Genomic DNA, 21,979 nt, shown 5'->3' on the forward strand with positions numbered 1-21,979 from the left:
TTAAGACTATTTACCTGTTGTAACGAGCGTAACATCGTAAAATTAATATTAGCGAAATAACAGGAAGTGACTATCACCTGCGTGATATACCCCTGCGCAATCAGGTTTTACGGAAAATCTCTTAACAGGTTTTATTTTAACTATAGTTATAGTGAGCTTAATTCCGTGAATCGTTAATTCAGGAGAGAGTATTATGTTTATGACGAGCAAAAAAATGGCCGCTGCTGTGCTGGCAATCACCGTAGCAATGTCTCTGAGCGCCTGCTCAAACTGGTCCAAGCGCGATCGCAACACGGCTATTGGCGCAGGTGCGGGGGCGTTAGGCGGCGCAGTGTTAACGGACGGCAGTACATTAGGCACCCTGGGCGGCGCGGCGGTCGGCGGCGTGATTGGTCACCAGGTTGGAAAATAATCCAGACGTTTAAATATTGAACGGCTCAAAATAATACGTTTATTCTTTTCAGGTCTGGATTACAAAAATAGACAAAGTTGACTTTTACGCCACGGTAATTTACAACCGTGGCGTTTTCATTAGCCGCCAGCTAATTTTACTTTCATTCCTTTAGCTTCCAGCAATGATTTTATCAAGTCGCGTTTATCACCCTGAATTTCAATAATCCCTTCTTTTACTGCCCCGCCACAGCCGCATTTTTTCTTCAGTTCAGCCGCCAGTTTGGTTAATTCCGCATCATTCATCTCGATACCGGTAATCAAACATACGCCTTTACCCTTACGGCCACTGGTTTGACGCTGAATGCGAACGATACCATCCCCTTTGGGACGAACCGGCGCCGTTTTAGGTTCTTCAATGCGCCCCGTCTGTGTTGAATAAACCAGACGGCTATTGGAATCGCTCATTATGCCTCCCGTTTCAGTGACGCGTTAATATCCTTCAGCGTTTGCGCCGGATCTACCGATTGCGTAACCGGGCGGCCAATCACCATATAGTCGACGCCGGCGGATAATGCCTGTTCGGGCGTCATAATGCGTCGCTGGTCGCCTGCCTCGCTGCCTGCGGGCCGAATGCCCGGCGTCACCAGCTTAAATGCAGCGCCAAAGGCCTGTTTAAATCTGACCGCTTCCTGAGCGGAACAGACCACGCCATCCAGCCCGCATTGCTGCGTCAGGCGCGCCAGCCGCTCCGCATGTTCCGCCGGTGACAACGTCACGCCCAGATCGCGCAGATCGCTGGTTTCCATACTGGTCAACACGGTCACGGCAATGAGTAACGGCGCATCTTTACCGAATGGCGCCAGCGCGTCGCGCGCTGCGGCCATCATTCTCGCCCCGCCAGACGCGTGAACGTTTACCATCCAGACGCCCAGGTCTGCCGCTGCGGCGACTGCCCGGGCCGTGGTGTTGGGAATATCATGAAATTTTAGATCAAGAAAGACATCAAACCCACGTTGCTGGAGATCCCGAACGAGCTGTGGACCAAACAGCGTGAACATCTCTTTGCCCACTTTTAAGCGACAATCGCGAGGATCGATTTTATCGACAAACGCCAGGGCTTTATCGCGTTCATGGTAATCCAACGCCACAACGACAGGCGATTCAGTAATAGCGCAGGAAGAAGATGAAGCAGTAAACGTCATGACCAGACCTTCTTGATGATGGGCACCGGAAGTGGCGCAAATTGGATAAACGGCGTGCATTCTACCTGCGGCGCAGGGAAATTAACAGGTTCGATTGACAACCTGATAAGCCCTGGCCGCCGATGCCAGCGTCGTTTCTAGCTTTACGTCATCAAGTATGTTGTAACTAAATTGAAGCTTTTTTTATATACTACTGCCCATCAAGTCCGCGAATAGGTTTAATGGTCGACCATGCCCGGCAGGACGGACAGTGCCAGTACAAGGTATAGGCGGTAAAACCGCATTTCTGACAACGATACCGCGGTTTACTGCGCACCTGCTCGCCAACCATATCACGCAGTACCATCAGGCTTTCTTTCGCTCGCCCTTCTTCCGCCTCGTTGAGGTGGTAATCCATCAGCTTATGGAACACCCGCATGGTAGGATGTCGCTGTAGCTGACGCGTAATATAGACTTGAGCTGCGTCACTACCTTCACGCGCTTCCAGAATATCGGCAAGCATTAACTCAGCGCCAGCACCGGTATTCTCCTCAACGGCGCGACGTAAAAACTCCGCCCACTCGGCATTTTTACCGAGCTGTTGATAACAGGTTTGCAGCATCTCCAGCGTTTCGCTGACCAGCTCTTTATCCTGAACGATCACACGTTGCAGGCTTTCGACCGCTTTGGCGTAATCCCCTCTCGCCATATAAACGCGCCCCATCATGATAGACACCCGGGCGCTATTTTTATCTGCGGCGGCACCTTTTTTCAGCAACGCCATCGCGCGATCCATGTCGTCGTTGCCCATCTGCTGTAACGCTAACTCACAGTAAAAATGGGCGATTTCGATACGCTGTTTATCTTTGCCCAGTTTCACCAGCCGTTCTGCGACTTCGATCGCCTTTTGCCAGTCGCTGGTTAGCTGATAGATTTGCAAAAGCTGCTGTAACGCGCCTACGCGAAATTCCGTTTCGTCGGTAAGTTGGTTAAACATATCTTCCGCGCGGTCATATAAACCGGCGGCCATATAGTCGCGCCCCAGTTGCTGAACAGCCAGTAAACGCTGTTCATAGGTCAATGAAGCGCTTTCCATGAGCGTTTGATGAATACGGATGGCGCGATCGACTTCGCCGCGTGAGCGAAACAGATTACCGAGAGTGAGATGAGCCTCAACGGTGCCGGTATCCTCTTTAAGCATATCGAGGAACAGATCCACCGCTTTATCTTGTTGGTTACTCAGCAGGAAGTTAACCCCTGCGACATAATCGCGCGACAGGCGGTTAGCTTCATCCTGTTTTGTTTGTTGCGCACTTCTGCGACCCATATACCACCCATAGGCAGCGGCTACAGGCAACAGCAGAAATAACAACTCCAACATAAATGATTATTCCTTTACAACCGACGAATCGGCAGGGACCGCAACGTCGGTTGCTGGCGAAAGCTTGTTTTCCAGTCGTTTAATTTTACGTTCAGCACGGGCAAGGGAAACGCGGACCCGCAGCCAGAACAGGCCGCAAATCAGCCAGCCAATCGCAAAACCGACGGCGAACAGCACAGCAAGCAACGTGGAGATACGATACTCCCCTTGCGCCAGCAGGTAGTTAAACGTCACCTGTTGATCATTCTGCGCGCCCAGCGTCACCGAAATAACAAAAATCGCCAATACCAGTAAGAAAATGAGTAAATATTTCACATTACTTCCCGTTATGTGGTTTGCGCGAATAAATCGTGTCCAACTTACCGCATCCAGCCTTCTAAATTACCATTTTCCCGCCTCGCGCGAAATGGAAATGCGCCCGCCATCAGATGATTTAAGGGCAATAGTCAGAAAATCAACCGTTGTCAGCTTTCCTGCTCGCGTTCAGCAATTTCTTGCGCTTCTTCACGAGGCGGCATAAGCGGCCCGCAAATTCGCTGCGCCAGCCAGGTCGCCAGGGTAACTAATAGCCAGGAGATAAGCGTGGCGACCACTAAATCTCGCGGCCAGTGCATTCCCAGAAGCAAACGGCTGCCCATTACGCCGGTCGCCCAGACTAACAAAAACGCGATGGTGAAAGTCCGTCTGCGCGGCCATAACAGACCCACGGCCAAAAGCGCCCAGCTCGCTGCAAACATGGTGTGTCCGGAGGGAAACGCAAAGCCCGTCTCTTTTTGCCAGTGCTGACGCAGGAAAACGGGGATGTTCTGTTGCCCGGCCAACTGCTCTTTCACTAAATGTCCGCGTTCTGTACGCTTTAAAGTGTAGAACTCATCGACGGGAATATGGTGCGTTTTTTCAAGCCAGACCACAAATGGCCGCGGCTCCTGTACGCGCTCCTTTACCCATGACTTCACGCCCTGCCCGACGATAATCGCCCCACCGAGAATCGCAAACAGCATAATGGCGGCGCGCAGGCGAAATCGCAGGCACCATAAGAACCATCCACAAAGAATCACATGCGTGATAACGCCCCAGGGTTTGGTCACGGTTTCCGTTATCCAGAATAGCGTTTTTAGCCACCAGACCTGATGTCCTGGCTGCCACTGCCAGCCTGATACCCATACGGCAAGCGGCATGATAAGCAACAGGGCGGCGCCTGCCGCGGTGCGCCTCGCAATTGAAAGCATGGATGCTCCTTTTATAAATAAGTATCACAATCATAACTGAAAATTCTCGCCGGACTGGAAAATTGACAAATTTGTGCCATTCCTGAGCAATTACGTGGTAGTGATTAGGTGATGTCCGCCGCCTTATGGCAAAATAGCGGGATACAAGCCAACAGGCGACGACACCGCAGGCGTCAGCATAATCTGGAGAAATACATGCAGCTTAAACGTGTGGCAGAAGCCAAACTGCCAACCCCATTGGGTGACTTTCTGATGGTGGGATTTGAAGAACTGGCAACCGGACACGACCATGCCGCGCTGGTTTTTGGCGATATTTCAGGTAAAACGCCAGTACTGGCTCGCGTTCATTCCGAATGTCTTACCGGGGACGCGCTTTTTAGTCTGCGCTGTGATTGTGGTTTTCAACTGGAAGCCGCGCTGACGCATATTGCGGAAGAAGGACGCGGTATTCTGATTTACCACCGTCAGGAAGGCCGCAATATCGGCCTGCTTAATAAAATTCGCGCTTATGCGTTACAGGATCAAGGCTATGACACGGTGGAGGCCAATCATCAGCTCGGCTTTGCCGCCGATGAGCGTGATTTCACCCTGTGCGCGGATATGTTCAAATTACTGGGCGTGGATGAAGTTCGCCTGCTGACCAATAATCCGAAGAAAGTCGAAATACTGACCGAGGCGGGAATTAATATCGTCGAACGCGTTCCGCTCATTGTGGGTCGTAATCCAAATAATGAGCATTATCTCGATACTAAAGCGGCCAAAATGGGCCACCTGCTAAGTAAGTAAGCCACCGGTATTAAAGCGCGGGCCTGCCTGTTTACGGCAGGCCCGATAAACGGCTTTAGTTCAGCATATTTCTAATGACATAGTGCAATATGCCGTCATTCTGGTAGTAAGTCAGCTCGGTGGCGGTATCAATGCGACAGCGGCAAGGCACCGTTTCTTTGCTGCCGTCCGCTCTCGTTAACATAACCGGAATGGTCGCGCCAGGGCGCAGATTTTGCAGATCCGCGATATCAATCACCTCTTCCCCGGTCAGTCCCAGCGTTTTACGCGTTACGCCCTGTGGAAACTCCAGCGGCAGGATCCCCATCCCAATCAGGTTTGAGCGGTGGATACGTTCGAACGACTCGGCGATCACCACGCGAATACCTAACAGCCGCGGACCTTTTGCCGCCCAGTCACGGCTCGATCCCGACCCATACTCTTTCCCGGCAATCACCGCCAGCGGCGTTTTTTCCTGCTGGTAAAGCATCGCGGCATCATAAATCGACATCGCTTCCGTACCCGGCAAATGCCGCGTCATCCCACCTTCGACGCCGGGCAGCATTTCGTTGCGAATACGAATATTGGCGAACGTACCGCGCATCATCACTTCATGGTTGCCGCGCCGTGATCCATAGGAGTTAAAATCCTTCCGCTCAACGCCGTGGTTTTGCAGATAACGTCCGGCGGGACTGTCCGGCTTGATACTGCCGGCCGGAGAAATATGGTCGGTCGTTACCGAATCCCCCAGCATCGCCAGGATACGCGCGCCGTGGATATCTTTGACTGGCGCAGGCTGGGCCTGCATTTCATCAAAGAAAGGCGACAGGCGAATATAGGTTGAATCCGACTGCCAGCCGTAGGTATCGGACGATTCAACCTGAATCGATTTCCATTCTTCCGTACCCTCAAACACTTCCGCATACTCTTTACGGAACATATCCGATGATACCAGTTCAACGGCGCGGGCAATTTCCTGCGCTGAAGGCCAGATATCCTTCAGGTATACCGGATCGTCTTTACGATCGTACCCCAGCGGGTCTGTCGCGAGGTTAATATTCATGTTTCCGGCCAGCGCATACGCGACCACCAGCGGCGGCGACGCCAGCCAGTTCGTTTTCACCAGCGGATGGATACGCCCTTCAAAATTTCGGTTACCGGAAAGCACGGCCCCTACCGTCAGATCGCCTTTTTTAATCGCGGTCTCAATAGGCTCCGGCAACGGACCGGAGTTCCCGATACAGGTCGTACAGCCATAACCGACCAGGTTAAAACCGAGTTCATCCAGATAAGGCGTAAGTTTGGCCTGCGCCAGATAGTCAGATACCACTTTTGACCCCGGTGCCAGAGAAGCCTTGACCCACGGTTGACGCTTCAACCCCAGCGTTACTGCTTTTTTCGCCAGTAATCCCGCCGCCATCAGCACGCTGGGATTCGAGGTATTCGTGCAGGAGGTGATGGCGGCAATGACGACAGCGCCATCCGGAAGCTGATATGGCTGTCCGTTCATCGTATAGTCAACCGGCTGGCGATCTCTTTGCGCGGTATTCAGCTCCAGCTCGGCGCTGGCGGCAAAGGCTTTCGGCACATCGCCTAACGCCACGCGATCCTGCGGGCGTTTCGGCCCGGCCAGGCTGGCCTCGACATCGCCCATATCCAGTTCCAGCGTACTGGTAAATACCGGTTCGTCTCCGGGATTACGCCACATTCCCTGCGCCTTCGCGTAGGCTTCAACCAGCTCGACCAGATCGTCGCTACGTCCGCTTAATCGCATATATTCCAGGGTGATGGCGTCAATAGGGAAGAAACCACAGGTTGCGCCATATTCCGGCGACATATTAGCGATGGTCGCGCGATCCGCCAACGGCAGCGAATCCAGACCATCACCATAAAATTCAACAAATTTACCCACGACGCCATGCTTACGCAGCATTTGCGTGACGGTTAGCACCAGGTCAGTAGCGGTGATTCCCTCCCGAAGTTTACCGGTTAACTTAAAGCCGACGACATCCGGGATAAGCATCGACACGGGCTGACCAAGCATTGCCGCTTCGGCTTCAATACCACCCACGCCCCACCCCAATACGCCCAGACCATTAATCATGGTCGTATGGGAGTCAGTCCCCACCAGCGAGTCCGGGTAAGCAATCCACTCCCCGTCCTGTAATTCGCTCCAGACGGCTTTACCCAGGTATTCCAGGTTAACCTGATGGCAAATGCCGGTGCCGGGCGGCACCACGCTGAAACGGCTGAATGCCTGCTTTCCCCATTTCAGGAACATATAACGCTCATGGTTACGTTCCATTTCCAGCCGCACGTTTTCTTCAAACGCATCATCATCGCCGAAATGATCGACCGTCACAGAGTGGTCAATAACCAGATCAACCGGCGATAACGGGTTCACTTTCGACGTATCGCCGCCGAGGCGTTTAACGGCTTCACGCATCGCCGCCAGGTCGACAACGGCAGGCACGCCGGTAAAGTCCTGCATCAGGACACGGGCGGGCCGCCAGGCAATTTCACGATCGGCATGGGCATTTTTAAGCCAACCGGCCAGCGCCTGAATATCTTCATCAGTCACAGATTCGCCGTCCTGCCAGCGCAACAGGTTTTCCAGTAACACTTTAAGTGATTTGGGCAAACGGGCGATATCGCCCAGGGATTTGGCAGCCAGCGGCAGACTGTAGTAATGATACGTTTTATCTTTGGCCTGCAATGTATCCTTACTGGCTTCTCGTAGGGTTGACGACATAGCTCCTCCTTAAATGACAGGGTTGCGTTACCCTGATTCTCCACAGGGTTGTATTAAAGATAACACAAACAAAATGTAACGTTTTGATAACAACCCAAATTGCTAAAAGAGGAGAAACCTAACAGGCGAGGAGCGAAGATGAAAAAGCCCGATAAATAACGCATTATCGGGCTTTGACGAGATTAGACGGCAATCCAGATTAACTCGGCCCAGAACAGTAGCGATAATATAAACGCGCCAGTCCATGACCAATACTTTATATTTGACGTTAACATAGGCGACACCAACTGTGTTTAATCAATACTGAGAAGCGCTCAGCACACGGTTGCTGCGGTGTAATAAGACAGCGTTAATAAAACAGTAACGCCAATAAAAAGACGAATATTATTTTTGTGACACCTCGTCAGCAAAAGCATCAATAAATGCCCGCTGCTGCGGTGTGAGCGTCCAGTGTTGCGGAACAGACCTGAAAACGGTCGTATCCGGGGTGTTATCATCGTCACAAGATTGAATCGGGGGCGCGATCACGCGCTCGCGTTCCGACGTAATGCTCACTTAGCCCCACCAATGCCAGATAACAAGCGCTACCACTACCCAGAACAACGCAGAACCCACAAAAACCGCCAGCCATGCTTTACGTTTGAGCTCAGGGTCGCGGCGCGGTTCCTGGTTTTCAGAAGGCATTACTAACCTCATGCTATCGGTATCACTTATCATTTCAGCACCAAACAATCGGTACAATTAATCATCAGATGAGACAAATCCTAAATAAACTTTAGTCAAAAATCCAGTCAATTTACGAATCGTTGCCAGTGAATAAATCAATCTTTTGACTCAAGATAACTATTTGGAAAAAGAAACTGGCGGGACGGGTAATTCAACACTATTTTGCTGATCATTACCCGTAATACTTCGAGGGATATTGCAAAAGGCGGCTTTGTCTGCCATGCCACTACGACACAAATCGACGGTGATATTACTTTTCAGGCAGCTTTATATCCTGAAACATCGCTTCAATTTCTTCATTAGAACGCAACGCCACCGCCGTATCCACCACATCACGCGTCAGATGTGGCGCAAAACGCTGGATAAAATCATACATATAGCTGCGTAAAAAAGTACTACGGCGAAAACCAATTTTTGTGGTGCTGTGGCTAAAAATATCGTGCGCGTCAATCCGCACTAAATCAGGATCGGCAAGCGGATCGACCGCCATGCTGGCAATGACGCCAACGCCTAGTCCCAACCTGACATACGTTTTAATCACATCCGCATCGGTTGCAGTAAAGACGATCCGCGGCGTTAATCCTGCGCGATTAAAAGCGGTATCCAGTTCGGAACGCCCGGTAAAGCCGAAGGTATACGTCACCAGCGGATACTGCGCCAGCGCTTCGATCGTTACGGAAGACGTTGCCGCCAATGGATGATCCGGCGTCACCACTATCGAACGGTTCCAGTGATAGCATGGCAACATCACCAGATCGTCATATAAATGCAGCGCTTCCGTGGCAATCGCGAAATCGGCGTTCCCTTTCGATACCGCTTCCGCAATCTGCGTTGGCGACCCCTGGTGCATATGCAGCGAAACGCGCGGGTAACGCTCGATGAAGCCTTTAATCACGCCTGGCAATGCGTAACGCGCCTGAGTATGGGTAGTGGCAATATAGAGCGAGCCTTTATCCGGCCAGGTATGCTCGCCGGCGACCGACTTAATGGCATCGACTTTGGAAAGCACCTCACGCGCAATACGAATAATTTCCTGTCCTGCGGGCGTCACCTGAGTCAGATGCTTACCGCTGCGGGCGAAAATCTGGATGCCAAGCTCATCTTCCAGCATCCTAACCTGCTTGCTGATCCCCGGCTGGGAAGTATACAACCCCTCAGCGGTAGAGGAGACGTTAAGGTTATGATTAACCACTTCAACAATGTAACGAAGCTGCTGCAATTTCATAATACATCATCCAGATTAGCGCCATCAGGCCATCGTTTATCTGCAGACATCATTGGGCTGCTAATACGATTTAATAATAAAAAAGATGTTAACTATAACCACTATATCATTTATATCTGAACTGTATAGCCAGCGCGATAAAATAATAAGCCCGCGATACCCAAAATAATTCGAGTGATTAAAGGCAACAAGCGAGTGAGTTCCCTGGAGCATAGATAACCAGGGGACTGGGGTGAGCGACAAATCAGCCGGGAGCAGATTTGAACGTCGCGTGCGACGGCCCGTCAGGGCGAGGCCCATAGATGGGCCGAGTAATCCGTAGCCAACACATAAGCCACTTGAAATATGAAGGGGATATAAAAAAGGGCCGCTTACGCGGCCCGCTTGACTACAGTGGCGACAGGCCGGGGTTATTTCTTGCCTTCAACCCACTTGCCGTCGACGAAGAACGCTGACCATCCCGTCGCCTTCCCGTCTTTTTCCGCCGCAACGTACTGCTGTTTTGTTTTGCGGCTAAAGCGAACAACGGTTTTATTACCTTCCGGGTCCTGCTGCGGCGCATCCGCCAGATAACGCAGTTTTTCCGGCAGGCGATCGCGGAACCGGTAAAGCTCCTCGACTAATGGCGCGCGCGTTTCGCGTGATTTCGGGAACGTATTGGCCGCCAGGAATATCCCTGCGGCGCCGTCGCGTAGCACAAAGTACGCGTCCGATTTTTCACACGGCAGTTCCGGTAATGGAACAGGATCTTCCTTCGGCGGCGCAACTTCGCCGTTACGCAAGATCTTACGGGTATTTTTACATTCGTCGTTAGTACAGGCCATGTACTTACCAAAACGCCCCATTTTAAGGTGCATTTCGGAACCACATTTCTCACACTCAACGATCGGGCCGTCATACCCTTTGATGCGGAACTCGCCTTCTTCAATCTCGTAGCCGTCACAGGTCGGGTTATTACCACACACATGCAATTTACGCTTCGGATCGATCAGATAGCTGTCCATCGCCGTACCGCACTTCTGACAGCGACGCTTGGCGCGCAGGGCGTTGGTTTCGGCGTCATCGCCTTCCAGCACGTTCAGAACTTCATTTTCCGGCACCAGGTTAATGGTCGTTTTACAACGCTCTTTCGGCGAAAGCGCATAACCTGAACATCCAAGGAAAACCCCCGTACTGGCAGTACGAATTCCCATTTTACGGCCACAGGTTGGACAGTCGATGCTGGTCAGCACCATCTGGTTAGGACGCATCCCCCCTTCTTCCGGATCTTTCTCGGCTTTATCGAGCTGCTGAGTAAAATCGCTGAAGAAGTTATCCAGCACCGCTTTCCACTCGGCCTGGTGATTCGCAACCTGATCCAGACTATCTTCCATCTGCGCGGTAAAATCGTAGTTCATCAATTCGCGGAAGTTTTCTTCCAGCCGGTCGGTGACGATTTCACCCATTTTTTCCGCATAGAAGCGACGGTTTTCAACGCGAACATAGCCGCGATCCTGAATGGTCGAGATAATCGACGCATAGGTAGACGGACGACCAATACCGCGCTTCTCAAGCTCTTTAACCAGAGAAGCCTCGCTAAACCGGGCTGGCGGTTTAGTAAAGTGCTGAGCAGGCGTCAATTCAAGTAGCGTCAGCGCATCGCCCTTATTCACGGCAGGCAATGTGCGATCTTCATCGCCTTTACGCAGCGCCGGCATCACTTTTGTCCAGCCGTCAAAGCGCAAAATACGCCCACGCGCTTTCAGACGGAATTCGCCTGCGCCAACGGTAAGCGTAGTGGAGTCATATTGTGCTGGCGTCATCTGACAGGCGACAAACTGACGCCAAATTAGCTGATACAACTTCTGCGCGTCAGCCTCCATGTCTTTCAGCGACTCCGCCATGACAGCAACGTCGGAAGGACGGATCGCTTCGTGCGCTTCCTGAGAGTTTTCTTTGCTGGCGTACTGGTTCGGGTTATCCGGCAGGTATTTCTTGCCGAAATTATCGCCAATATAACCGCGCACCATGTTGACCGCATCCTGACTCAGGTTGGTGGAGTCTGTACGCATATAGGTGATGTAGCCCGCCTCATACAGACGCTGCGCCATCATCATGGTTTTCTTCACGCCAAAGCCCAGCCGGGTGCTGGCCGCCTGTTGTAGCGTGGAGGTGATAAACGGCGCGCCAGGTTTGCTGCTGGTCGGTTTGTCTTCACGCTCCAGTACGCTATAGCGCGCTTTTTCCAACAAGCTGACGGCGGCAAGCGTCTGCTCGCGATTTACCGGCCGGAATGGCTTGTCGTTCTGATGCGTGACCTGTAGCGGTAGCGCCTCGCCAGACGGCGTCGTCGTATTAGCGTCAATTTCCCAGAACTCTTCCGGAACAAACGCTTTAATCTCGCGCTCGCGCTCAACGACCAGACGGACCGCGACAGACTGAACGCGACCTGCCGACAAACCACGGGCGATCTTTTTCCACAGCAGCGGCGAGACCATATAGCCTACCACGCGGTCCATAAAGCGGCGCGCTTGCTGGGCGTTGACCCTGTTAATATTCAGCTCGCCCGGCTGTTCAAACGCCTGGCGAATGGCATTTTTGGTTATTTCGTTAAAGACTACGCGACTGTAGCGCGCGTCATCGCCGCCGATCACTTCCCGCAGGTGCCATGCAATGGCTTCCCCTTCGCGGTCAAGGTCGGTTGCGAGATAGATGTGGTCGGCTTTTTCCGCCAACTGTTTCAGTTCAGAGACGACCTTCTCTTTACCGGGCAGCACTTCATAGTGCGCATCCCAGTTGTGCCACGGATCAACCCCCATACGGTTGACGAGAGCGCCACGTTCATCCTTTTTGGGCTTTTTAGCCGTTTTGGTGGAGGTAGAGTCGGCGCTCTTTTTAGCTGCTGAGCCACTGGTCGGCAAATCACGGATATGACCCACGCTGGATTTCACCACGTAGTCATTACCCAGATACTTGTTGATCGTTTTGGCTTTTGCCGGGGACTCAACGATGACAAGAGCTTTACCCATATTCACCTTTACCTAAGTTGATTCTTCCAGGAATGCGTCGCACGTTGATTCACCTTCCACTGGCGACGAGACAACGATATATGGTCTCTGCGTCTGCGGATATCAACCCCTTGTACTGGCTTTGTGTACGAAATGTAACCCTCAGGTGACTGAGTTAACAGGCTTTTTTGCACACACGCGCTATAGCACGACGGAATTTTGGTCGAATGTCAAGCAATTCTGTTGCCAGATTGACGAAAGCGTCACACTGTACCTGATAAAATTCGATACGCAACTTTATTAGCATGCAAAAACAAATCTTGCCAGTGAACGCAACATGACAAATCCATCAATTTCCTGTGAGAATATTTGCCCATCAGAAGTGCTCAGCGTAGACTAATCTCCTTGTTTAAGGAGTAAAAAATGCATAAAGAGACGCAACCTATCGATCGCGAAACACTGTTGCTTGAAGCCAACAAAATTATTCGGGAACACGAAGACACGATGGCAGGTATTGTCGCCACCGGCGTAACGCAGAGAAATGGCGTGCTGGTTTTCAGCGGCGATTACTTTTTAGACGAGCAAGGGTTACCGACCCCTAAAAGCACCGCGGTGTTTAACATGTTTAAACACCTGGCGCATGTGCTGTCTGAGAAGTATCACCTGGTTGATTAATCCATGCCGGATGGCGCTGAATGCCATCCGGCAATAGCGGTTTACATCAACGGCTTTTGTCCACGCTGCCACCAGCGCAGCAGCAGCCGATCCGCGCTTTCCGCCGCGCTGCCGGTAACACGATCGATCAGTTTTTTACGCTGCATATAGCGCACATTCAGCACCTCGCGCCCTTCCATCAGGCCGAGGATAACCTCATCGCTGGTGTTAATCTCATCAACCAGTCCTTTCTCCAGCGCCTGCTGACCGTACCAGTGTTCGCCCGTGGCCACCTGTTCAATGTCCAGAGCCGGACGCATCCGCTGCACAAACTCTTTGAACAGATGGTGCGTTTCGTTGAGATCTTCACGAAACTTCTGCCGCCCTTCTTCCGTATTCTCGCCTAACAATGTCAGGGTACGTTTGTACTGCCCTGCGGTATGCAGTTCAATATCAATGTCTTTACTTTTGAGAAAGCGGTTAAAGTTCGGGATTTGCGCGACAACACCAATTGACCCCACAATAGCGAACGGCGCCGCGATAATTTTTTCCGCCACGCAGGCCATCATGTAGCCTCCGCTTGCCGCGACTTTATCCACCGTCACGGTCAGCGGAATATTTTTATCGCGCAGGCGCTGCAATTGCGATGCCGCCAGGCCATAGCCATGCACAACGCCACCGGGGCTTTCCAGACGCACAACCGCCCGATCGCCGGGTTTCGCCACTGCCAGCACCGCCGTGACCTCTTCGCGTAACGCATTAACTTCGTGAGCATCCATACTGCCTTTGAAATCTATCACCCATACGCGCGGTTTGTCCGATGTCGCAATGTCCCCCAGCTTCGCTTTCGCTTTGGCGGCTTTCGCCTCCTGCTTATGCTTTTTTTTCTGCGCTTTATGCCACAGTTTTTGCTGATGGCCATCCATCAACGCCGCAGCAAGGTCATCCTTCATCTCCTGATACTGCTCGCTCAAATTGGTCACGCGCAGCTCGCCGCGCTGACGTTTGCGTTGCGTAGCATTCACGATCAGCAGCACAATGACGGCAATGGCCACCACAACGGTGACGATTTTTGCCAAAAATAAGCCATATTCAGACAACAATTCCACGACTCCCACCTTGATTAAATAACGCGACTTGCGCTCAGTGTACAACAGGCATCGAAGTCAGTCTCTCTTCATCCGTATGCCTGTTGAGGAAGAAAAAGTATGACAAGACGTTCATTTTACGGCGTTATCGCCCCTGTCTGATTGAAAAAAAAGGCGCTTTCAGGCATAAACCCGAAAAGTTAACGCGAAGATAAGACAACCTGGCAGGACGGTGCACCACACCGTTGAGGAGTAGCCATGCATTACCAACCGAAACAAGATCTATTGCAAAACCGCATTATTCTGGTCACTGGCGCCAGCGATGGCATTGGGCGGGAAGCCGCGCTCACGTATGCGCGTTACGGCGCAACGGTGATTCTGCTGGGACGTAACGAAGAGAAACTGCGTCGGGTCGCGCAGCACATTGCTGACGAGCAACATGTTCAACCACAGTGGTTTACGCTTGATCTACTGACCTGCACCGCTGAAGAGTGCCGGCAAGTGGCCGACCGCATCGCCGCGCACTATCCCCGCCTGGATGGCGTCCTGCACAATGCCGGGTTACTGGGGGAAATCGGTCCAATGAGCGAACAAGATCCGCAGATCTGGCAGGATGTCATGCAGGTAAACGTTAATGCCACCTTTATGCTCACCCAGGCGCTGTTACCGTTATTGCTGAAGTCCGATGCCGGCTCGCTGGTCTTTACGTCATCAAGCGTTGGCCGTCAGGGACGCGCCAACTGGGGCGCCTATGCCACCTCGAAGTTTGCTACTGAAGGAATGATGCAGGTGCTGGCGGACGAATACCAGAACCGTTCTCTGCGTGTTAACTGCATTAACCCGGGCGGCACGCGCACCAGTATGCGCGCCAGCGCCTTTCCGACGGAAGATCCACAGAAATTAAAAACGCCTGCCGATATTATGCCGCTTTACCTGTGGCTTATGGGCGACGACAGTCGCCGTAAAACCGGTATGACCTTTGACGCCCAACCGGGCCGTAAACCAGGAATCGCCCAATGAGTGATGAACGTTATCAGCAGCGCCAGCAGAAGGTAAAAGATCGGGTTGACGCCCGTGTCGCCCAGGCACAGGAAGAGCGCGGTATTATTATCGTGTTTACTGGCAATGGTAAGGGCAAAACCACGGCGGCTTTCGGGACTGCCGCCCGCGCCGTAGGACACGGTAAAAACGTAGGCGTGGTGCAATTTATTAAGGGCACCTGGCCCAACGGCGAGCGTAATCTGCTGGAACCGCATGGCGTCGAATTTCAGGTGATGGCAACGGGATTTACCTGGGAGACGCAAAATCGCGAGGCAGACACCGCAGCATGTATGGCCGTTTGGCAGCATGGGAAACGGATGCTGGCCGATCCGCTGCTTGATATGGTGGTCCTGGATGAGCTGACCTATATGGTGGCGTATGACTATTTGCCGCTGGAAGAGGTCATAAGCGCGCTAAACGCGCGCCCTGGTCACCAGACGGTGATTATTACAGGTCGCGGCTGTCACCGGGATATTCTTGATCTTGCGGATACCGTCAGCGAACTGCGTCCGGTTAAACATGCTTTCGACGCGGGCGTAAAAGCCCAGATGGGAATTGATTATTAACCGTAGGCCGGATTAAGGCGTTTGCGCCGCCATCCGGCACAAACCCTCTTGTCTGATGATTCTCGGCCTATAGACCGCGGTAGAGATTACCCGTTGTTATTACGCCCACCGGAGCGGCGTCCGCCAGCTATCTGGCTGTGGCGTTTTACCGCCCGACGGATCTGGTTCGCTTTCATACGACGACGGTCTTTTTCGACGGCAACCTTCGACGAGGTTTCCGGCGGGAGCTCTACCAGACCACGCAGATAGTTCGTTTGCGCGAGGTCGAGCTCAGTCCAGCCGCCGCGCGGCAGGCCTTTCGGCAGCGGGATATCGCCGTAACGAACGCGGATCAGACGGCTGACCTGAACGCCTACCGCTTCCCACAGTCGGCGAACTTCGCGGTTACGCCCTTCCGTCAGCGTCACGTTATACCACTGGTTAATGCCTTCGCCGCCGCTGAATTTAATGGTCTTAAATGCCGCCGGACCATCTTCCAACTGTACGCCACGGCTTAAATCACGCAGTTTCGATTCATCCACCTGACCGAACACGCGCACGGCATATTCACGTTCAACTTCACGACTAGGATGCATCAGGCGGTTCGCCAGTTCACCGTCGGTGGTAAACAACAATAGCCCGCAGGTGTTGACATCCAGACGTCCTACCGCAATCCACCGCGCGCCGCGCAGTTTCGGTAAGCGATCAAAAACGGTTGGCCGCCCTTCAGGGTCATTGCGGGTACACAGTTCACCTTCTGGTTTGTAATAGGCCAGAACGCGGCAAATTTGTTCCGCCGACTCTTTCACCGAAATCAGGTGACCGTCAATACGGATTTTCAAACCGGGAGTGACTTCAACACGATCGCCAAGCGTGGCGATTTTACCGTCAACGCTGACACGTCCCGCTTCAATAATGGATTCGATTTCACGGCGAGAGCCGTGGCCAGCGCGCGCCAGCACTTTTTGTAACTTTTCGCTCATAGAGCTTCCTTCAGGTGTCGCCTTCACAGGCGTCGAACAGGAGAATGAACGGCGCGTTGCCGCGCCATTTTAAGGCCGCGTAGTATACAGGCTTACGCCCTTATAAGAAAGGTGTAACGTCGCCGACGCCTTCGCGCAGCACCACCGGGGAGTCATTGGTCAAATCGATTACCGTGGTAGGCTGTTGACCGAGGTAACCGCCGTGGATGATCAGATCCACCTGCTTCTCCAGCCGATCTTTAATCTCCTCCGGGTCCGACTCGGTAAAATCGCTGCCAGGCAGCATCAACGACGTCGAGAGCATTGGTTCGCCCAGCGTATCCAATAACGCCAGCGCAATCGGGTTTGACGGTACGCGCAGGCCGATAGTTTTACGCTTTTCCTGCAACAGACGGCGCGGCACCTCTTTTGTCCCCTTCAGGATAAAGGTGTAATTACCCGGCGTATTGTTTTTCATCAGACGAAATGCCACGTTGTCGACGTAGGAGTAGGTCGACAACTCGGACAAATCGCGGCACATCAGCGTGAAGTTGTGGCCGTCCGGCAGATGACGGATGCGGCAAATGCGCTCCATTGCGCCTTTGTCTTCAATTTTACAACCTAGGGCATAGCCGGAATCGGTTGGATAAACAATAACACCGCCTTTACGCACAATGTCGACGGCCTGATTAATCAGCCGTTGCTGTGGGTTATCCGGATGGATATAAAAAAACTGGCTCATACTTCCCTCACTGTGATATTTGCGGCTGTTCCCATGTCTGCCATACGCCTTCAACGCCAGCGGGCAGCCAGAGTTTACGCCCCAACTCAATCCACGGGCAGGGCTGATGGAAATCAGATCCAAGCGATGCCCATAAATGATGCTGACGCGCAAGCGTCGCCAGTTGGGTGCGTTCATTGGGCGATTGTTGGCACTGCGCCACTTCCATCGCGTCGCCATGATGGTCGGCAAAATATGCCACTAATCTTTTCAGCCACTTAGCGCTAAGGTCGTAGCGTCCCGGATGGGCCAACACCGCCTTACCGCCAGAATGATGAATGACATCAATAGCTTGTTCTATTGTACACCACTGCGGCGGAACGTAACCGGTTTTCCCACGCGCGAGATATTTTTTAAAAACATCCGCCATGGTTGCGGCTTTGCCGCACTCCACCAGAAAGCGGGCGAAGTGGCCGCGCGTCACCGCGCCGCCATTGGCCAGTCTCAATGCCCCTTCCCACGCGCCGGGAATATGGGCTTTTTCCAGACGCTCCGCAATGAGCCGACCACGCGCCTGACGCCGCTGTGTCTGCTGCGCCAGAAAATCGCGCATTGCCGGGTGCGCAATATCAATATTCAGACCCACAATGTGAATCTCATGATTCTCCCAGACCGTTGAAATCTCCACGCCGGGAATAAGATTCAGGGCCAGCCCGGAACGTGAAATTTCTTCTCTTGCCGCAGGAATCGCGGCTGTGGTGTCATGATCGGTAATCGCCAGCGTGCCGACTCGCATCTCTACCGCACGGTGTACTAATGTTTCTGGCGTCAACAGTCCATCGGACGCCGTGGTATGACTGTGCAGATCGTAAATCACTGCGTAATTCGTGTCGCTCAAGGCGGCTCCCATAGAGATAAAGGTATGTCATGTACATCATAACGGTTCCGGCAAATATACTGAAATAGGTGTTGACATTATTCCATCGAACTAGTTAACTAGTACGAAAGTTCACATGAAGAGGGTATCTAAAATGGCAGCGACATTTGCATTACACGGTTGGTGGCGCACTTCCTGATAGCGGGCGGTGTATGAACAGCTGTAATCAGCCAAACGATACCCGGCCCGCCTGTTAAGCGGGCTTTTTTTTGAACAAAATAATGAGAATAACCATGCAAACACCAAAACCCACGCTCGAACTGTTGACCTGCGATGCCGCCTACCGGGAAAACCCAACGGCGCTTTTTCATCAGGTCTGCGGCGATCGCCCGGCAACGCTGCTGCTGGAATCCGCGGATATCGACAGTAAAGACGATTTAAAAAGCCTGCTGCTGGTAGATAGCGCGCTGCGCATTACCGCTCTAGGTGACACTGTCACTATTCAGGCGTTATCTGATAATGGCGCCTCGTTATTACCGCTACTGGATACCGCCCTCCCCGCTGGCGTGGAGAACGAAGTCCTGCCTGTCGGTCGCATTCTACGCTTTCCGCCCGTCAGCCCATTATTAGATGAAGACGCCCGTTTATGCTCTCTGTCGGTATTTAATGCGTTCCGTCTGTTACAGGGAGTGGTGAACATACCGACGCAAGAGCGGGAGGCTATGTTTTTCGGCGGTCTGTTTGCCTACGACCTGGTCGCTGGCTTTGAAGCGCTGCCACACCTTGAGGCTGGCAATAACTGCCCGGACTACTGCTTTTATTTAGCGGAAACGCTGATGGTGATAGATCATCAGAAAAAAAGCACTCGTATTCAGGCCAGTCTGTTCACCGCAAGCGACCGGGAAAAACAGCGCCTGAACGCCCGCCTGGCTTACCTTAGCCAACAGTTAACCCAGCCTGCGCCGCCGTTGCCGGTCACGCCGGTGCCGGACATGCGCTGCGAATGCAATCAGAGCGATGACGCGTTCGGCGCGGTGGTACGCCAGTTGCAAAAAGCCATCCGCGCGGGGGAGATATTTCAGGTGGTGCCGTCGCGCCGCTTTTCACTGCCCTGCCCGTCGCCGTTGGCTGCCTACTACGTGCTGAAAAAGAGCAACCCCAGCCCGTATATGTTCTTTATGCAGGATAATGATTTCACGCTTTTCGGCGCGTCGCCGGAAAGCTCGCTGAAATATGACGCCGCCAGTCGTCAGATTGAGATTTACCCCATCGCGGGTACCCGTCCACGCGGTCGCCGCGCCGATGGTACGCTGGACAGAGATCTCGACAGCCGTATTGAGCTGGACATGCGTACCGACCATAAAGAGCTTTCCGAACATCTGATGCTGGTCGATCTGGCGCGCAATGACCTGGCGCGCATCTGTACGCCGGGCAGTCGCTACGTTGCCGATCTGACAAAAGTTGACCGCTATTCGTACGTGATGCATTTGGTTTCCCGGGTGGTGGGCGAACTGCGTCACGATCTCGACGCGCTGCACGCCTATCGCGCCTGCATGAACATGGGCACCCTGAGCGGCGCGCCGAAAGTACGCGCCATGCAGTTGATTGCCGATGCGGAAGGACAGCGCCGCGGCAGCTATGGCGGCGCGGTCGGTTACTTCACCGCCCACGGCGATCTGGACACCTGTATTGTTATCCGCTCCGCGCTGGTGGAAAACGGTATCGCCACCGTACAGGCGGGCGCCGGAATTGTACTGGACTCGGTTCCGCAGTCTGAAGCCGATGAAACCCGTAATAAAGCGCGCGCCGTATTGCGTGCTATCGCCACCGCGCATCATGCACAGGAGACCTTCTGATGGCTGATATTCTGCTGCTCGATAACATCGACTCGTTTACCTGGAACCTGGCAGATCAGCTACGGACCAACGGTCATAACGTGGTGATTTACCGTAACCATATTCCGGCGCAGACGCTTATCGATCGCCTGGCGACAATGAAAAATCCGGTGCTAATGCTCTCCCCCGGTCCGGGCGTTCCCAGCGAGGCAGGCTGTATGCCGGAGCTGCTGACCCGACTACGCGGCAAGTTACCGATCATCGGCATTTGTCTGGGGCATCAGGCGATTGTCGAAGCTTACGGCGGTTATGTCGGTCAGGCGGGAGAAATCCTGCATGGCAAAGCCTCCAGCATTGAGCATGACGGTCAGGCGATGTTCGCCGGGCTGGCGAATCCGCTACCGGTCGCGCGTTATCATTCGCTGGTCGGCAGTAATGTTCCTGCCGGGCTAACCATTAACGCCCATTTCAACGGCATGGTGATGGCGGTACGTCATGATGCGGATCGCGTTTGCGGTTTTCAATTTCATCCTGAGTCCATCCTGACGACACAGGGCGCGCGTCTGCTGGAGCAAACATTAGCCTGGGCGCAGCAAAAGCTGGAACCGACCAACACCCTACAGCCGATTCTGGAGAAACTCTATCAGGCGCAAACACTGACGCAACAAGAGAGCCATCAGTTGTTTTCGGCGGTCGTCCGCGGCGAACTTAAGCCTGAACAGCTCGCCGCCGCGCTGGTGAGCATGAAAATTCGCGGCGAGCATCCCAATGAAATTGCCGGCGCCGCCACTGCGTTGCTGGAAAATGCCGCCCCGTTCCCGCGCCCGGACTATCTGTTTGCGGATATCGTTGGTACCGGCGGCGATGGCAGTAACAGCATCAATATCTCTACCGCCAGCGCCTTTGTCGCAGCGGCCTGTGGACTGAAAGTGGCGAAACACGGCAACCGTAGCGTGTCCAGCAAATCGGGGTCATCCGATCTGCTGGCGGCGTTCGGTATTAATCTGGATATGAACGCCGATAAATCACGTCAGGCGTTAGATGAACTGGGCGTCTGTTTCCTGTTCGCGCCGAAATATCACACCGGATTCCGTCACGCGATGCCGGTTCGCCAACAGTTAAAAACGCGAACCCTGTTCAACGTACTCGGCCCGCTGATCAACCCGGCGCATCCGCCGCTGGCATTGATTGGCGTCTATAGCCCGGAACTGGTGCTGCCGATTGCGGAAACCTTACGGGTACTGGGCTATCAGCGCGCGGCGGTGGTACATAGCGGCGGCATGGATGAGGTTTCGCTCCATGCGCCGACGATTGTCGCGGAGCTGCATGACGGAGAAATTAAAAGCTATCAACTTACGGCGGAGGATTTTGGCCTGACGCCTTACCATCAGGATCAGTTGGCTGGCGGCACGCCGGAAGAAAACCGTGACATTCTGACGCGGTTATTACAAGGTAAAGGCGATGCCGCGCATGAGGCCGCCGTCGCCGCCAACGTGGCGATGCTGATGCGTCTGCATGGTCAGGAAGATCTCAAAGCCAACGCGCAAACCGTGCTTGATGTTCTGCGCAACGGCACCGCATATGACAGAGTCACCGCACTGGCGGCAAGAGGGTAAA

23 protein-coding genes and 1 other annotated feature are annotated in these 21,979 nt (G+C 53.2%); of the genes, 8 read left to right on the forward strand and 15 right to left on the reverse strand.

Translation table 11 applies throughout. The annotated features are described in order from the left end of the window. Nucleotides 1-193: 193 nt before the first annotated feature. On the forward strand, nucleotides 194-412 hold the full coding sequence (gene osmB, locus ACLJR2_RS07905) for an osmotically-inducible lipoprotein OsmB (RefSeq protein WP_000481166.1): 219 nt from the start codon (nucleotides 194-196) through the stop codon (nucleotides 410-412). A gap of 119 nt (nucleotides 413-531) precedes the next feature. On the opposite strand, the gene yciH is transcribed toward osmB, so the two are convergent. From yciH to pgpB, 5 genes are all read right to left on the reverse strand, one after another. Continuing rightward, entirely contained in the window at nucleotides 532-858 is a 327-nt protein-coding gene (yciH, locus tag ACLJR2_RS07910; RefSeq protein ID WP_001285199.1) for a stress response translation initiation inhibitor YciH, read from the reverse strand. Next, a complete protein-coding gene (gene pyrF, locus ACLJR2_RS07915; protein ID WP_001537903.1) occupies nucleotides 858-1,595 on the reverse strand; it encodes an orotidine-5'-phosphate decarboxylase in 738 nt (245 codons plus the stop codon). Before pyrF ends, yciH begins: the two co-directional genes overlap by 1 nt. 190 nt (nucleotides 1,596-1,785) lie before the next feature. Next, nucleotides 1,786-2,955 (reverse strand): lipopolysaccharide assembly protein LapB, encoded by a 1,170-nt coding sequence (lapB, locus tag ACLJR2_RS07920; protein WP_000891378.1) that lies wholly within the window; start codon nucleotides 2,953-2,955, stop codon nucleotides 1,786-1,788. Between the two features lie 6 nt (nucleotides 2,956-2,961). Then, nucleotides 2,962-3,270: a LapA family protein gene (locus tag ACLJR2_RS07925; RefSeq protein ID WP_000876301.1), complete on the reverse strand. Its 309-nt coding sequence runs from the start codon at nucleotides 3,268-3,270 to the stop codon at nucleotides 2,962-2,964. 149 nt (nucleotides 3,271-3,419) lie between these two features. After that, on the reverse strand, nucleotides 3,420-4,184 hold the full coding sequence (gene pgpB, locus ACLJR2_RS07930; protein ID WP_000948651.1) for a phosphatidylglycerophosphatase B: 765 nt from the start codon (nucleotides 4,182-4,184) through the stop codon (nucleotides 3,420-3,422). A 195-nt stretch (nucleotides 4,185-4,379) separates the two neighbouring features. Here pgpB and ribA point away from each other — a divergent pair, with 195 nt between their 5' ends. Next, complete coding sequence (ribA, locus tag ACLJR2_RS07935; RefSeq protein WP_001176284.1) at nucleotides 4,380-4,970, forward strand: GTP cyclohydrolase II; 591 nt, start codon at nucleotides 4,380-4,382, stop codon at nucleotides 4,968-4,970. 55 nt (nucleotides 4,971-5,025) lie between these two features. Here the strand turns inward: ribA and acnA are convergent, their stop codons facing one another. The 6 genes from acnA to topA all read right to left on the reverse strand — a co-directional run bounded on the left by acnA (nucleotide 5,026) and on the right by topA (nucleotide 12,660). Then, nucleotides 5,026-7,701, reverse strand: coding sequence for an aconitate hydratase AcnA (gene acnA / locus ACLJR2_RS07940; protein ID WP_000099465.1), 2,676 nt, complete (start codon nucleotides 7,699-7,701; stop codon nucleotides 5,026-5,028). Nucleotides 7,702-7,883: 182 nt separating this feature from the next. Then, complete coding sequence (gene ymiC, locus ACLJR2_RS07945) at nucleotides 7,884-7,976, reverse strand: small membrane protein YmiC (RefSeq protein ID WP_223148964.1); 93 nt, start codon at nucleotides 7,974-7,976, stop codon at nucleotides 7,884-7,886. Between the two features lie 109 nt (nucleotides 7,977-8,085). Beyond that, nucleotides 8,086-8,256: a hypothetical protein gene (locus tag ACLJR2_RS07950; RefSeq protein ID WP_000029022.1), complete on the reverse strand. Its 171-nt coding sequence runs from the start codon at nucleotides 8,254-8,256 to the stop codon at nucleotides 8,086-8,088. Beyond that, the gene (locus ACLJR2_RS07955; RefSeq protein WP_213083417.1) at nucleotides 8,257-8,397 is read right to left on the reverse strand and encodes a YmiA family putative membrane protein; all 141 of its coding nucleotides are present in this window, start codon (nucleotides 8,395-8,397) and stop codon (nucleotides 8,257-8,259) included. Between the two features lie 280 nt (nucleotides 8,398-8,677). Continuing rightward, the gene (gene cysB / locus ACLJR2_RS07960; protein ID WP_000776233.1) at nucleotides 8,678-9,652 is read right to left on the reverse strand and encodes an HTH-type transcriptional regulator CysB; all 975 of its coding nucleotides are present in this window, start codon (nucleotides 9,650-9,652) and stop codon (nucleotides 8,678-8,680) included. A 410-nt stretch (nucleotides 9,653-10,062) separates the two neighbouring features. Further along, complete coding sequence (gene topA, locus ACLJR2_RS07965; RefSeq protein WP_000513593.1) at nucleotides 10,063-12,660, reverse strand: type I DNA topoisomerase; 2,598 nt, start codon at nucleotides 12,658-12,660, stop codon at nucleotides 10,063-10,065. 402 nt (nucleotides 12,661-13,062) lie between these two features. Here topA and ACLJR2_RS07970 point away from each other — a divergent pair, with 402 nt between their 5' ends. Beyond that, nucleotides 13,063-13,314 (forward strand): YciN family protein, encoded by a 252-nt coding sequence (locus ACLJR2_RS07970; RefSeq protein ID WP_000548616.1) that lies wholly within the window; start codon nucleotides 13,063-13,065, stop codon nucleotides 13,312-13,314. 41 nt (nucleotides 13,315-13,355) lie between these two features. Here the strand turns inward: ACLJR2_RS07970 and sohB are convergent, their stop codons facing one another. After that, a complete protein-coding gene (gene sohB / locus ACLJR2_RS07975; RefSeq protein ID WP_000422082.1) occupies nucleotides 13,356-14,402 on the reverse strand; it encodes a protease SohB in 1,047 nt (348 codons plus the stop codon). Nucleotides 14,403-14,639: 237 nt separating this feature from the next. Here sohB and ACLJR2_RS07980 point away from each other — a divergent pair, with 237 nt between their 5' ends. Both ACLJR2_RS07980 and cobO read left to right on the forward strand, forming a co-directional pair. Beyond that, nucleotides 14,640-15,401, forward strand: a complete 762-nt coding sequence (locus ACLJR2_RS07980) for a YciK family oxidoreductase (protein ID WP_000559310.1) — start codon at nucleotides 14,640-14,642, stop codon at nucleotides 15,399-15,401. Next, nucleotides 15,398-15,988: a cob(I)yrinic acid a,c-diamide adenosyltransferase gene (cobO, locus tag ACLJR2_RS07985; protein ID WP_001278856.1), complete on the forward strand. Its 591-nt coding sequence runs from the start codon at nucleotides 15,398-15,400 to the stop codon at nucleotides 15,986-15,988. The genes ACLJR2_RS07980 and cobO overlap by 4 nt, the downstream gene beginning before the upstream one ends. An 86-nt stretch (nucleotides 15,989-16,074) precedes the next feature. Here cobO and rluB read toward each other — a convergent pair whose 3' ends face one another. From rluB to rnm, 3 genes are all read right to left on the reverse strand, one after another. Next, the gene (gene rluB / locus ACLJR2_RS07990; RefSeq protein WP_001291233.1) at nucleotides 16,075-16,950 is read right to left on the reverse strand and encodes a 23S rRNA pseudouridine(2605) synthase RluB; all 876 of its coding nucleotides are present in this window, start codon (nucleotides 16,948-16,950) and stop codon (nucleotides 16,075-16,077) included. 100 nt (nucleotides 16,951-17,050) lie between these two features. Then, nucleotides 17,051-17,671, reverse strand: a complete 621-nt coding sequence (locus ACLJR2_RS07995) for an L-threonylcarbamoyladenylate synthase (RefSeq protein WP_000077250.1) — start codon at nucleotides 17,669-17,671, stop codon at nucleotides 17,051-17,053. Between the two features lie 7 nt (nucleotides 17,672-17,678). Beyond that, entirely contained in the window at nucleotides 17,679-18,560 is an 882-nt protein-coding gene (rnm, locus tag ACLJR2_RS08000; RefSeq protein ID WP_000500450.1) for an RNase RNM, read from the reverse strand. A gap of 121 nt (nucleotides 18,561-18,681) precedes the next feature. Here rnm and trpL point away from each other — a divergent pair, with 121 nt between their 5' ends. The 3 genes from trpL (at nucleotide 18,682) to trpD (ending at nucleotide 21,978) form a co-directional block, all read left to right on the forward strand. Then, nucleotides 18,682-18,726 (forward strand): trp operon leader peptide, encoded by a 45-nt coding sequence (gene trpL / locus ACLJR2_RS08005; RefSeq protein WP_010989026.1) that lies wholly within the window; start codon nucleotides 18,682-18,684, stop codon nucleotides 18,724-18,726. Then, nucleotides 18,703-18,798 (forward strand) — a sequence feature (Trp leader region). It overlaps the preceding gene by 24 nt. Before the next feature lie 22 nt (nucleotides 18,799-18,820). Further along, nucleotides 18,821-20,383 carry an anthranilate synthase component 1 gene (locus ACLJR2_RS08010; RefSeq protein ID WP_001194389.1) on the forward strand — a complete coding sequence of 521 codons (1,563 nt, stop codon included), beginning with the start codon at nucleotides 18,821-18,823 and terminating at the stop codon, nucleotides 20,381-20,383. After that, nucleotides 20,383-21,978 (forward strand): bifunctional anthranilate synthase glutamate amidotransferase component TrpG/anthranilate phosphoribosyltransferase TrpD, encoded by a 1,596-nt coding sequence (gene trpD, locus ACLJR2_RS08015; protein WP_000763489.1) that lies wholly within the window; start codon nucleotides 20,383-20,385, stop codon nucleotides 21,976-21,978. Before ACLJR2_RS08010 ends, trpD begins: the two co-directional genes overlap by 1 nt. Nucleotide 21,979: the final 1 nt, after the last annotated feature.

The organism is Salmonella sp. SAL03688 (genome assembly GCF_046551895.1).
Taxonomy (GTDB): Bacteria; Pseudomonadota; Gammaproteobacteria; order Enterobacterales; family Enterobacteriaceae; genus Salmonella; species Salmonella enterica.